Annotated in this window: 10 protein-coding genes; 8 read left to right on the forward strand and 2 right to left on the reverse strand. The window is 63.4% G+C overall.

What is annotated here, in order from left to right; genetic code table 11:
- Window positions 1–107: 107 nt before the first annotated feature.
- On the reverse strand, window positions 108–626 hold the full coding sequence (locus IRZ77_RS11610; protein ID WP_046614448.1) for a glycine cleavage system protein R: 519 nt from the start codon (window positions 624–626) through the stop codon (window positions 108–110).
- 451 nt (window positions 627–1,077) lie between these two features.
- Here IRZ77_RS11610 and IRZ77_RS11615 point away from each other — a divergent pair, with 451 nt between their 5' ends.
- On the forward strand, window positions 1,078–3,255 hold the full coding sequence (locus tag IRZ77_RS11615) for a malate synthase G (RefSeq protein WP_046614449.1): 2,178 nt from the start codon (window positions 1,078–1,080) through the stop codon (window positions 3,253–3,255).
- A gap of 44 nt (window positions 3,256–3,299) precedes the next feature.
- Here the strand turns inward: IRZ77_RS11615 and IRZ77_RS11620 are convergent, their stop codons facing one another.
- Window positions 3,300–3,845, reverse strand: a complete 546-nt coding sequence (locus tag IRZ77_RS11620) for a response regulator (protein ID WP_196173525.1) — start codon at window positions 3,843–3,845, stop codon at window positions 3,300–3,302.
- Between the two features lie 116 nt (window positions 3,846–3,961).
- Here IRZ77_RS11620 and IRZ77_RS11625 point away from each other — a divergent pair, with 116 nt between their 5' ends.
- From IRZ77_RS11625 to IRZ77_RS11655, 7 genes are all read left to right on the forward strand, one after another.
- The gene (locus IRZ77_RS11625) at window positions 3,962–5,899 is read left to right on the forward strand and encodes a DUF294 nucleotidyltransferase-like domain-containing protein (RefSeq protein ID WP_196173526.1); all 1,938 of its coding nucleotides are present in this window, start codon (window positions 3,962–3,964) and stop codon (window positions 5,897–5,899) included.
- The gene (locus tag IRZ77_RS11630) at window positions 5,896–6,606 is read left to right on the forward strand and encodes a 3'-5' exonuclease (RefSeq protein ID WP_085600052.1); all 711 of its coding nucleotides are present in this window, start codon (window positions 5,896–5,898) and stop codon (window positions 6,604–6,606) included. Before IRZ77_RS11625 ends, IRZ77_RS11630 begins: the two co-directional genes overlap by 4 nt.
- 227 nt (window positions 6,607–6,833) lie before the next feature.
- Window positions 6,834–7,352, forward strand: a complete 519-nt coding sequence (locus IRZ77_RS11635; RefSeq protein WP_015268687.1) for an RNA polymerase sigma factor — start codon at window positions 6,834–6,836, stop codon at window positions 7,350–7,352.
- Window positions 7,349–8,305 carry a FecR domain-containing protein gene (locus tag IRZ77_RS11640; protein WP_108481134.1) on the forward strand — a complete coding sequence of 319 codons (957 nt, stop codon included), beginning with the start codon at window positions 7,349–7,351 and terminating at the stop codon, window positions 8,303–8,305. Before IRZ77_RS11635 ends, IRZ77_RS11640 begins: the two co-directional genes overlap by 4 nt.
- A 219-nt stretch (window positions 8,306–8,524) precedes the next feature.
- Window positions 8,525–10,960, forward strand: coding sequence for a TonB-dependent siderophore receptor (locus IRZ77_RS11645; protein ID WP_108481135.1), 2,436 nt, complete (start codon window positions 8,525–8,527; stop codon window positions 10,958–10,960).
- 129 nt (window positions 10,961–11,089) lie between these two features.
- Complete coding sequence (locus IRZ77_RS11650; RefSeq protein ID WP_108481136.1) at window positions 11,090–12,202, forward strand: PepSY-associated TM helix domain-containing protein; 1,113 nt, start codon at window positions 11,090–11,092, stop codon at window positions 12,200–12,202.
- On the forward strand, window positions 12,199–12,384 hold the full coding sequence (locus tag IRZ77_RS11655; protein WP_085600044.1) for a hypothetical protein: 186 nt from the start codon (window positions 12,199–12,201) through the stop codon (window positions 12,382–12,384). The genes IRZ77_RS11650 and IRZ77_RS11655 overlap by 4 nt, the downstream gene beginning before the upstream one ends.
- Window positions 12,385–12,409 lie beyond the last annotated feature (25 nt).

Raw genomic sequence — 12,409 nt, forward strand, 5'->3', positions numbered from 1 at the left:
GCGCACGGTGTGGGCTGGAGAGGGGAGCCCCCAGGTTATCCACAGGGCCTTCCCCGTGATATCGGGATAACCGCAGGGGGCTGCTTTGCAGCCCCGGCAATCTCGGATCATTCCTCCGGCCGCAGCTTCAACTCCACCATCAAGTCGTCCGCCAGGCTCTCCAGCTTCTGCTGCAATTCCTCCAGCGACAGGGTTAACGGCAATGCCAGCAAGGCATCGGCATGGAACAGTGGCTCGCTGCTCATGGGCGCCGGCCGCACCTCTGTGGTAAACCGCTCAAGGTTCACCCCCAGATCCGCCAGCAGGCGGGTGATATCACGCACGATCCCCGGCCGGTCATTACCTACCAACTCCATGGCAATCGGCTTCCAGGTACACGACGGCTCTATACCGCTTTCGGCGATCAGCACGCGAATGTCATATCGGACCAACCCCTGCAGCGAAGCCACCAGTTCGTCATAGTTTTCCGCCGGCACCGCCACCCGCAGGATGCCGGCAAACTGCCCGGCCATACGCGACATGCGGCTTTCCAGCCAGTTACCACTGTGGTCAGCGATGCACTGGGCAATGCGCTCGACCTGGCCGGCCTTGTCAGGGGCAATCACAGTCAGTACAAGATGATCCACAAGCCCTTCCTCGTGTCGGACCGCGCCGTGCGGCAGAAAATCGGGGGATCGACTCAGTATAGGCAAGGCGCGGCAACCTGCCGCAGGGCAATCGGCACAACAAATCGTGTACTGTTTCAAGATTTATCTGGAACAATCCACCTGTTTTTTGCGAACATACTTACTCCCAGCGTGACCATACGCGACCAACGGGTCGCATAACGGCGCTTTTAGTCTGATTTTGCCCCGCCTACTGCTTCATGTAGTATCCCGTGGCGCGGACTACAAAACGTCGTTTGGATGTCTGCCAAGGCGCCTGTGAAAATACGCACACTGTCTGCCAGCCTGTCTGGCAGGCCGCACCCAGCCGCGCTCGGGGTTTAACTCGGGGGCATGCACTGGTGCCGTGTTTAGAGAAGCGCTACAGGCTTAATACAGAAGAGCGAAATAGCTGAGCAGAGTGAGGCAAGCAATGACTGGATACGTTCAAGTCGGTGGCCTTCAGGTCGCCAAGGTCCTGTACGACTTCGTGAACAACGAAGCCATCCCAGGGACCGGCATCGTCGCCGAGCAGTTCTGGGCGGGTGCAGAGAAGATCATCAATGACCTCGCTCCAAAGAACAAAGCCCTGCTCGCCAAGCGCGACGAGCTGCAAGCCAAGATCGACGCCTGGCACCAGGCACGCAAAGGCCAGGCCCATGACGCCGTAGCCTACAAAGCATTCCTCCAGGAAATCGGCTACCTGCTGCCACAAGCCGACGATTTCCAGGCCACCACCCAGAACGTGGACGAAGAAATCGCCCACATGGCCGGCCCACAGCTGGTCGTACCGGTAATGAACGCCCGCTTCGCCCTTAACGCCGCCAACGCCCGTTGGGGTTCGCTGTACGACGCGCTGTATGGCACCGATGCCATCAGCGATGAAGGCGGCGCCGAGAAAGGCCAAGGCTACAACAAGGTACGTGGCGACAAGGTCATCGCCTTCGCCCGCGCCTTCCTCGACGAAGCCGCGCCACTGGCGGCCGGCTCGCACGTCGACTCCACCGGCTACCGCATCGAAGGCGGCAAGCTGGTAGTTGCCCTGAAAGGCGGCAGCAACAGCGGCCTGCGTGACGACGCCCAGCTGATCGGCTTCCATGGCGATGCCGCCGCGCCGACTGCGGTGCTGCTCAAGCACAACGGCCTGCACTTCGAAATCCAGGTCGACGCCAGCACCCCGGTCGGCAGCACCGACGCCGCCGGCGTGAAAGACATCCTGATGGAATCGGCGCTGACCACCATCATGGACTGCGAAGACTCGGTTGCCGCCGTCGACGCCGACGACAAGGTGATCGTCTACCGCAACTGGCTGGGCCTGATGAAAGGCGACCTGGCCGAAAGCGTGAGCAAGGGTGGCAAGACCTTCACCCGCACCATGAACCCGGACCGCGAGTACGCCGCGCCCAACGGCGGCAGCGTGACCCTGCACGGCCGTTCGCTGCTGTTCGTGCGCAACGTTGGCCACCTGATGACCAACCCGGCGATCCTCGACGCCCAAGGCAACGAAATCCCCGAAGGCATCCAGGACGGCCTGTTCACCAACCTGATCGCCCTGCACAACCTCAATGGCAACACCAGCCGCAAGAACACCCGCAGCGGCAGCGTGTACATCGTCAAGCCGAAGATGCACGGCCCGGAGGAAGTAGCCTTCGCCGCCGAGATCTTCAGCCAGGTCGAAGACCTGCTGGGCATGAAGCGCAACACTGTCAAGGTCGGCATCATGGACGAGGAGCGCCGTACCACGGTCAACCTCAAGTCGTGCATCAAGGCCGCAGCCGAGCGCGTGGTGTTCATCAACACCGGCTTCCTCGACCGCACCGGCGATGAAATCCACACCTCGATGGAAGCCGGCGCCGTGGTGCGCAAGGGCGCCATGAAGAACGAGAAGTGGATCGGTGCCTACGAGAACAACAACGTTGATGTCGGCCTGGCCACCGGCCTTCAAGGCCGTGCGCAGATCGGCAAGGGCATGTGGGCCATGCCCGACCTGATGGCGGCCATGCTCGAACAGAAGATCGCCCACCCGCTGGCCGGTGCCAACACCGCCTGGGTGCCGTCGCCGACCGCCGCCACCCTGCATGCCCTGCACTACCACAAGGTGGACGTACAGGCGCGTCAGCGTGAACTGGCTTCGCGTACCCCGGCGTCGGTGGACGACATCCTGGCCATCCCGCTGGCCGCCGACACCAACTGGTCGGCCGAAGAGATCCGCAACGAGCTGGACAACAACGCCCAGGGCATCCTCGGCTACGTGGTGCGCTGGATCGACCAGGGTGTGGGTTGCTCGAAGGTGCCGGACATCAACAACGTCGGCCTGATGGAAGACCGCGCCACCCTGCGCATCTCGGCCCAGCTGCTGGCTAACTGGCTGCGCCATGGCGTGGTCAGCCAGGAGCAGGTGCTGGAAAGCCTGAAGCGCATGGCCGTAGTGGTCGACCAGCAGAACGCCGGCGACCCTCTGTACCGCCCGATGGCACCGAACTTCGACGACAACGTCGCGTTCCAGGCTGCGGTAGAGCTGGTGGTGGAAGGTGGCAAGCAGCCGAACGGTTATACCGAGCCGGTACTGCACCGCCGTCGCCGCGAGTTCAAGGCGCGTAACGGACTGTAAGCGATATCTGCAACCGGGGGCCGCTTTGCGGCCCCACTCTTGCTCTACTCGACTTTCAGTTCTTTCTTCACCAGCTCCAGCAGCCTGCCCAGATCGACCGGCTTCAGCAGAAAATCCACCACTCCCAGGTGCATCACGTCCACCGCCTCTTCCACATCGGTGTCGCCCGACACCACGATGATCGACAACGCTGCCCGCTCTGATTCGCGAACCGTGCGGATCAGGTCCAGGCCATCCTCGGGCTGCATGCGCAAATCCGTGATCATCAAGCAAATCCGCGGCTGGTAGTGCAGGTACAGCCTGGCCTCCTCGGCTCCATCCGCTCCGACGCAGTCGATCCCCCGGCTTTTCAGGTACAGGATCAACGCCTCACGGTTCACCGCATTGTCATCCACTACCAGCACCAGCGGTTTGGCTGCCACAGGCGCACTCCCCACGGCCACGGCCAATGCCTCGCGCTCGGCGTCGCTCAGGATGTCGTGTTGCTCTGGCATGCTCATCTCGTCAAAAAAATTCCGCTTCAGCATTAGGACCGCAGAACTTGCGTAACCCGGCTTGCCTTTCGTCGGGTCTTTGACAGAGGCGCTCATAGACTTACGTCCAATGGGCACCACCCCGCCGCAAGCCGACCATGGAGGCAGAGAACAACATGGCCGGCACCTATATATAGATATATATAGTTCGGCATAGCGATACGGTCAGTTTCATGAGCAAAAAGGACGCCTACAGCCAGGCGGGCAGGACAGCAGTGCTACAGAACATCCAGGGCACCCTGCAGTTCCTGCAGCGTTTTCCGCCGTTCAACCAGATGGAACACAGCCACCTGGCCTACCTGGTCGAACAGTGCCAGCTGCGCTTCTATGCCAGCGGCGAAAGCATCGTCAAACCTGCCGATGGGCCGGTCGAGCACTTCTACATCGTCAAGCAGGGCCGCGTGGTGGGTGAGCGCCAGCATCTGGTCAAACCTGGTGTGGAGACCACCTTCGAAATCACCAGCGGCGAATGCTTCCCGCTGGCTGCCCTGCTCGGCGAGCGAGCGACCCGTACCGAGCACCTGGCCGGTGAGGACACCTTCTGCCTGCAGCTGAACAAGGCCGCGTTCATCCGCGTGTTCTCGATGTCGGAAGTGTTTCGGGATTTTGCCCTGCGCGGAGTCAGCAGCCTGCTGGACCAGGTAAACCAGCAGGTACGCCAGCGCGCGGTGGAAACCCTCGGCACCCAGTATTCGCTGAACACGCCACTGGGTGAACTGGCCATGCGCCACCCGGTGGTGTGCAGCCCCGACACGCCCCTGCGCGACGCCGTGCGGCTGATGCACGAGCAGCAGGTTGGCAGCATCGTGGTGGTCGACCCGCAGCGCTACCCCACCGGTATCTTCACCCTGCGCGACCTTCGCCAGGTGGTGGCCGCCGCCGATGCCGACCTGGGCGCGCCCATCGTCCGGCACATGACTAAGCAGCCGTTCTACCTCAGCCCCCAGGCCAGCGCCTTCGACGCAGCCATGGCCATGACCGAACGGCATATCGCCCACGTATGCCTGGTGGAAAACCGGCGCCTGTGCGGTGTGGTTTCGGAGCGCGACCTGTTCTCCCTGCAGCGGGTCGACCTGGTGCACCTGGCACGCACCATCCGCCATGCGCCACGTCTGGATACCCTGGTCTCGCTGCGCGGCGAAATCAGCCAACTGGTCGAGCGCATGCTGGCCCATGGCGCGTCCTCCACGCAGATCACCCAGATCATCACCCTGCTCAACGACCACACCGTGTGCCGGGTGATCGAACTGGCGCTGGCCGAGCGCGGTGACCCGGGCGTGCCGTTCAGCTGGCTGTGCTTTGGCAGCGAAGGACGACGTGAACAAACCCTGCATACCGACCAGGACAACGGCATCCTCTTCGAAGCCGCCGACAGCGCCGAAGCCAACGCTATCCGCACGCGCCTGCTGCCGCTGGCGCAATACATCAACCAGTGCCTGGCCCAGTGTGGCTTCACCCTGTGCAAGGGCAACGTCATGGCCGGCAACCCCGAGCTATGCCTGTCGCGCAGTGAATGGGCGCGGCGTTTTGCCGGTTTTGTCCGTGAAGCCAGCCCGGAGAACCTGCTGGGCTCGAGCATCTATTTCGACCTGCGCGTGGTGTGGGGCGACGAGCAAAGTTGCGAGCAGCTGCGCCAGGGCCTGCTGGAGCAGGTGGCCGACAACCGCATCTTCCAGCGCATGATGGCTGACAACGCCCTGCGCCAGCGCCCACCGGTGGGCCGCCTGCGCGAGTTCGTGCTGACCCGCCAGGGCAACGACAAGGCCGCCACTCTCGACCTCAAGGTCCAAGGCCTGACGCCCTTCGTAGATGGTGCCCGGCTGCTGGCCCTGGCCAACGGCATCGGTGCCTGCAATACCCTGGAACGCCTGCGCCAGCTGGTGGCCAAGGGCGTGATCGAGGCACTGGACGGCGCAGCGTATGAAGAGGCCTACCACTTCATCCAGCAAACCCGCATGCAGCAGCACCAGCGCCAGACCCGCGACAACCTGCCCTATTCCAACCGCCTGGACCCGGACAGCCTCAACCACCTGGACCGGCGCATCCTGCGCGAGTCCCTGCGCCAGGCCCAGCGCCTGCAAAGCAGCCTGGCCTTGCGGTACCAGCTATGAGCCTGTTCGCCTGGCTGCGCCCCAGTGCGCCCGAACTGGACCATGCCACGCGCCAGCACCTGGCCCGGCTGCCCAAGGCCGTGCCACTGGGGGTGTGTACCCTGCGCGAGCAGCGCTGGGTAGTGCTCGACCTGGAGACCAGCGGCCTCAACCCCAACCGTGACCAAGTGCTGTCGGTGGGTGCCGTGGCCATCGAAGATGGCGCCATCGATTTTGCCCAGCAGTTCGAACGCACCCTGCACCGGCCTCTGCAGAAGACCAACGCCAGCGTGCTGATCCACGGCCTGGGCCCAAGTGCCCTGGCTGCTGGTTGCGACCCGGCCGAGGCCTTGCTCGACCTGCTCGACTTCATAGGCAATAGCCCGGTGCTGGCATTCCATGCGCCGTTCGACCAGCGCATGCTGGCCCGCGCGCTGAAGGAAAGCCTGGGTTATCGCTTGCAGTCACCCTTCCTGGATGTTGCCGAGCTGGCGCCGATGCTCAACCCCGACACAGTGCTGCGCGAGGCCGGGCTGGATGACTGGGTGGCGCGGTTTGGCCTGCAGGTCGAGGAGCGCCATCATGCCAGCGCCGATGCCCTGGTTACGGCCGAGCTGGCGCTGATCCTGTTCAGCCAGGCCCGGCGCCAGCAGCTGGACAGCCCGCTGCAGCTGGAGCAGCGCTTGCGCGGGTGGCGCAGGCGCAAGGTGCACAACCACGGCCTATAGATTTGTATTGACCTGACAGGCCCAATCGCCGGCAAGCCAGCTCCCACAGGTACTGCACAAGTTCCAGAATCAATGGGTTTCATGTGGGAGCTGGCTTGCCGGCGATTGGCCACTTGCCTTTTCCATGATGGCCATCCGATAAGCGTCCATTGCACCCACCCCCTCCCCTCTGCAACAATCGCGAATAATTATCGTTAGTTAATGCATTCGTTCCGGGGGGACGCTGCTTGTCTTCTGCACAGAGCCCACACGCCGATCTGGTCGGTGCGCTGTACCGCGACCACCGCGGCTGGCTGCTCGCCTGGCTGCAACGCAGCATGGCCTGCCGCCAACGTGCCGAAGACCTGAGCCAGGACACCTTCGTGCGCCTGCTTGGCCGTGCGCAACTGGATACGCCCCGCGAACCCCGCGCGTTCCTGGCCGCCGTGGCCAAGGGCCTGATGTTCGACCACTTCCGCCGCGCAGCGCTGGAACAGGCCTACCTGGCCGAACTGGCCCTGATGCCGGAAGCCGAACAACCTTCCCCGGAAGTGCAACATCTGATCCTTGAGGACCTCAAGGCCATCGACCGCCTGCTCGGCAAGCTGTCGAGCAAGGCCCGCGCAGCATTCCTGCACAATCGCTTGGACGGTATGAGCCATGCCGAAATCGCCGAGCGCATGGGGGTTTCGGTGTCGCGGGTGCGCCAGTACATCGCCCAGGGCATGCGCCAGTGCTACGTGGCCCTGTACGGGGAGCCGACGTGAGCAGTGCACCGGTTTCGTCCCGGGTGCTGGAAGCCGCCATTGCCTGGAAACTCAGCCTCGACAACGGCAGCGGCACACCTGACGAGCGCAGCGAATTCATGCGCTGGCATGCCGCCAGCGAGGAGCACGCCCGCGCCTGGCGCCAGCTCGGCGCCATGGACCAGCGCGTGAGCGCCGCTGCCGGCCCGGCACGCCAGGCCCTGCTGCAATCGCGCGCCGGCCTGCGCCGACGCATCGGCAAGGTCGGCGGCGGGCTGGCCGGCATGTTTCTTTTGGGCTCGCTGCTGGCCTGGGTCGGCGCACCATCGCTGGCACCGAGCTACTGGCTGGCCGACCAGCGTACCGCCACCGGCGAACTGCGTACCCTGCGCCTGGAAGACGGCACCTTGCTGAGCCTGAACAGCCACACTGCCGTGGACATCGACTACGCCGGCGAGCAACGGGTGATCGTGCTGCATCAGGGCGAGATTTCCGTCGAAACCGGCCATCAGGACCCGCGCCCGCTGCTGGTGCGCACCGAAGATGGCCGCCTTCGCCCACTGGGCACGCGCTTCCTGGTGCGCCGCGAGGACGACGGCACGCGCCTGGAAGTGCTGCAAGCCTCGGTAGCCGCCATGCCGCTGAACAGTGGCGACGAACAGGTGCTGCGCGAAGGTCAGCAGGTGCTGATGAACGCCAACGGCCTTGGCCGAATCGGCACGGTGCCAGGCGGTGCCGACGCCTGGACCCGCGGCATGCTGGTGGTGGACAACGTACGCCTGGCTGACCTGCTGGCCGCGCTCGGCCAGTACCGCAGCGGTTACCTCGGAGTAGACGACAAGGTCGCCAACCTGCGGGTGACCGGCAGCTTCCCGCTGACCGACACCGATCTGGCGCTGTCGTCGCTGGTGCCGGCACTGCCGGTGAAGGTCGAACGGCATACCCAGTGGTGGGTGACCGTCGGTCCCAAGTAGGCCTGCACCGGCCTCTTCGCGGGTAAACCCGCTCCCACAGGATTGCATCAGCCTCGAAGCCCCCGCGATCCCTGTGGAAGCGGGTTTACCCGCGAAAGGGCCGGTACAGGCAAAAACCAACTTCAAATAATTCTCAATTTTTTTCAGATTTACCCTGTCACTTTTGAAATCTCGCTCGGCAAGGAAGCAGTAAGCACTTATCCGTCGAGGAGCCGCTGCATGTCCCGTGCTGTTGATCGTACCCTGCGCCCCAGCCTGATGGCCCTGGCCATCGCCGTGGCCGCGCCATTGGCCAGCCCTGCCCTGTTCGCCGCCGAGCAATCCGCTCAGCGCGCCTACGACCTGCCCAGCGCCCCGCTGGCCACCACCCTCAACCAGATCGCCAGCCAGTCCGGCATCACCCTGGCCATCGACCCGGCACTGGTCAGCGGCCGCACCTCGGCCCCGGTGAGCGGGCAGTATGATGGCCTCGGTGCCCTGCAGGCCGCCCTGCGCGGCACCGGCCTGCAGTTGCAGCAAAGCAGCGTGGGCAGCTACAGCCTGGTGGCTACGCCGGAAGGGACACTGGCGTTGCCGGAGACTGCGATCAATGCGACTTCCAACTATGAAAGCGCCTGGGGGCCGGTAGAGGGTTACACCGCTACCCGGACAGCAGCAGGCACCAAGACCGACACAGCCATCGCTGAACTGCCCCGCTCGGTGAGCGTGATCACCCGTAAGCAGATGGAAGACCGGCCGGTGCTCAACCTGAACGATGCCCTTCGCTACACCGCTGGCGTGCAGAGCAGCGGCTATGGGTCCGACTCGCGCAGCGACTGGTTGCTGGTACGTGGCTTTGTACCTACCCAGTTCCTCGATGGCTTGCCATTGCCCAAGGGCAACTACGCCACCCCCAAGATCGAACCCTGGAACCTGGAGCGCATCGCCGTGCTGCGCGGCCCGGCCTCTTCGGTCTACGGCCAGACCCCACCAGGCGGCCTGCTGGACATGACCAGCCGTCGGCCGCAATTGGAAAGCAGCCACGAAATCGAAGCCCAGGTTGGCAGCAACAACCACAAGCAGATCAACTTCGACAGCACCGGCAAGCTCGACGATGCAGGCCAGTTCCTGTACCGAGTGAGCGGCACCGTGCGTGACAGCGGTTCGCCAGTCGACCACATCCCGGACAAGCGCTACAACATCGCGCCCAGCCTGACCTGGAACATCAACGACGACACCAAGCTGACTTTCATCAGCCAATATACCCGCGATGATACCGGCATCACCGGCCAGTTCCTGCCACTGCAGGGCACCAAGCTGGATAGCCCCGCAGGCAAGATTTCGCACCACAAGAACCTGGGCGACCCGGATTGGGAGTCCTACGACCGAACCTACTACCACCTGGGTTATGCGTTCGAAACACGCCTGAACGACACCTGGCAGTTCCGTCAGAACTTGCGCTACGCGCGTAATGAACTGGACTTCAAGAGCATTACCGCCGGTGGTTCGATCTGGCCAGCCGGTCCGGACGAAGCTGTAAGCGCCGATGGCACCGTGCAACGCACCGCCGGTATCGTCGAGGAGGACATCTCCCAGTTCGCCCTGGACAACAACTTCCAGGCCGACTTCCAGACCGGCCAGGTTGCCCATACCCTGCTGCTTGGGCTAGACCACCAGCGCTCGGACAGCAACGCACGCTGGCGCTGGGGCTCGGCTGGTGTGCCACCAAGCAATATCCACAACCCAATCTACGGTCAGGATTTCTCGAACGTTCAGTACTTCGACATGTACGACTACGACCAGAAAACCCAGCAGACCGGCCTGTATATCCAGGACCAGATGGCCCTGGACAACTGGCGCCTGACCCTCGGTGGTCGTGAGGACTGGGTGCACACCGGCACCACCTTCCACAACCAAGGCGACGCCACCAATACTCAGCGCGACAAGAAGTTCAGTGGTAACGCAGCACTCAGCTATGTATTCGATAACGGCCTGACGCCTTACATCTCCTATGCCGAGTCGTTCCAGGCTGCCACCGGCTCCACCGTCAACAGCACCGATGCCTTCAAACCGACCGAAGGCAAGCAATACGAACTGGGCATCAAATACCAGCCTCCAGGCAGCAATAGCCTGTTCACCGCTGCTGTGTTCGACCTGACGCAGGAGAACATGTCGGTAACCGAGGGTGGTGTGACCCGTCAGGTTGGCGAAGTGCGTGTCAAAGGCCTGGAGTTGGAGGCTACTTCGGATGTGACCGAGAACCTCAAACTGGTGGGCTCGTACACCTACAACGACAGCGAAATCATCAAAGGCACCAGTGACGAGAAAGGCAAGCGCATGGCGCAGGTGCCGCGCAACCAGGCCACTGCCTGGGCTGACTACACCTGGCACAGCGGACCACTGGATGGGTTTGGGGTCGGCGTTGGCGTGCGCTACGTGGGCGACACCTACGGTAATACCACCAACACCGATTGGGGCCATGTGGGGTCCTACACCGTCTACGACGCATCGGTGCACTACGACCTGGGCCGCCTGAACAGCACCCTCAACGGAGTGACCGTAGCCGTGGATGCGAAGAACCTGTTCAACAAGGACTACTTGTCTACCTGTGACGGGTACTACTGCTACTACGGCGACGAGCGCAACGTGGTGGCCAGTGTCAATTACAAGTTCTGAGTAAGCCGGGTCATTCACAGCACAAGGCTGCTCCTGCAACGGCCAGCACGGTCCCTGTAGGAGCAGCCTTGCGCGGCGAAAGGGCTGCGCAGCAGCCCCAGCTTCCAACAAGCAAAATTCGGTACCGTGATGAAAAGCCCAACCATCCGCCGCTGGTCGGTGATCCACACCTGGAGCAGCCTGGTCTGCACCCTGTTCCTGCTGTTGCTGGCAGTCACCGGCCTGCCGCTGATCTTCCACCACGAACTCGAACACCTGCTCGGCGATGCCCCCGAACTGCGGGAAATGCCAGCCGATACGCCACACCTCGACCTGCAGCAGTTGGTGATCAAGGCCGAGCAGCACCGGCCCGGCGAAGTCATGCAGTACTTCGGTTACGACGAGGACGAAGCCAACGGCGTAGTGGCCATAACCGCCGCCACTGCCGGCACCGAACCCAATTCGTCGCACACCTTCATGCTCGACGCCCGCACCGGCGAAGCCGTGGCCATGCCGGCCGCCAACGGCGGCTTCATGATGACCATGCTGCGCCTGCACGTGGACATGTTCGCCGGCCTTCCCGGCAAGCTGCTACTGGCCTTCATGGGCGTGCTGTTCGTCGTGGCGATCATCTCCGGCACCGTGCTCTATGCACCGTTCATGCGCCGCCTGGACTTCGGCACGGTGCGCCACGGCAAATCCCGACGCCTGCGCTGGCTCGACCTGCACAACCTGATCGGTGTGGTCACATTGGCCTGGGCTCTGACGGTAGGCGTGACTGGCGTGATCAGCGCGCTGTCGGACCTGGTTATCGCCGCCTGGCGCAACGACAGCCTGGCCGCCATGGTTGCCCCATACCGTGATGCCCCACCGCTCACCGAACGCGCCCCGGCCACCCGCCTGCTGACCATCGCCGAACAAGCCGCCCCCGGCATGCGCCCGGACTTCATCGCCTTCCCCGGCACACGCTTTTCCAGTGAGCACCACTATGCGGTGTTCATGAAGGGCGGCACGCACCTGACCTCGCACCTGCTCACGCCTGTGCTGATCGATGCGCAAACGCTGGCGGTGACCGCAGTGGGCGAACGCCCGTGGTACATGGATGCCATGGGCCTGTCGCAACCGCTGCACTTCGGTGACTACGGTGGTCGGCCTATGCAGATTCTGTGGGCGATCCTCGATGTGCTGACCATCATTGTGCTCGGCAGCGGGTTATACCTGTGGTGGGGCAAACAGCGCACGAAGCGGGAGGCGCGGCCATGAGTCACAAGTCACAGCCGACCTGGCGCATCTTCATCTGGCCAACGGTCATGGCCCTGCTCACTACCGTGGGGCTGTTTGCCGCCTTGCTGGGGGACGGGGTCTGGGACAGCCTGGCCTGGCTCGGCCTAGGGGTATCGGCTGCCCTCGGCCTGCAAGGTTTCTACCCTCGTTCACGGCAGTAACCGGGTAATACCTGTACCCTCTTTT

It is taken from the genome of Pseudomonas pudica, assembly GCF_015680405.1.
In the GTDB taxonomy this organism is placed as follows: Bacteria; Pseudomonadota; Gammaproteobacteria; order Pseudomonadales; family Pseudomonadaceae; genus Aquipseudomonas; species Aquipseudomonas pudica.

Coding starts and splice junctions, on each gene's coding strand:
- IRZ77_RS11655 (WP_085600044.1), top strand. CDS start 12,199: ATGAGTCACAAGTCACAGCCGACCTGGCGCATCTTCATCTGGCCAACG.
- IRZ77_RS11645 (WP_108481135.1), top strand. CDS start 8,525: ATGTCCCGTGCTGTTGATCGTACCCTGCGCCCCAGCCTGATGGCCCTG.
- IRZ77_RS11650 (WP_108481136.1), top strand. CDS start 11,090: ATGAAAAGCCCAACCATCCGCCGCTGGTCGGTGATCCACACCTGGAGC.
- IRZ77_RS11625 (WP_196173526.1), top strand. CDS start 3,962: ATGAGCAAAAAGGACGCCTACAGCCAGGCGGGCAGGACAGCAGTGCTA.
- IRZ77_RS11630 (WP_085600052.1), top strand. CDS start 5,896: ATGAGCCTGTTCGCCTGGCTGCGCCCCAGTGCGCCCGAACTGGACCAT.
- IRZ77_RS11615 (WP_046614449.1), top strand. CDS start 1,078: ATGACTGGATACGTTCAAGTCGGTGGCCTTCAGGTCGCCAAGGTCCTG.
- IRZ77_RS11620 (WP_196173525.1), bottom strand. CDS start 3,845: ATGAGCGCCTCTGTCAAAGACCCGACGAAAGGCAAGCCGGGTTACGCA.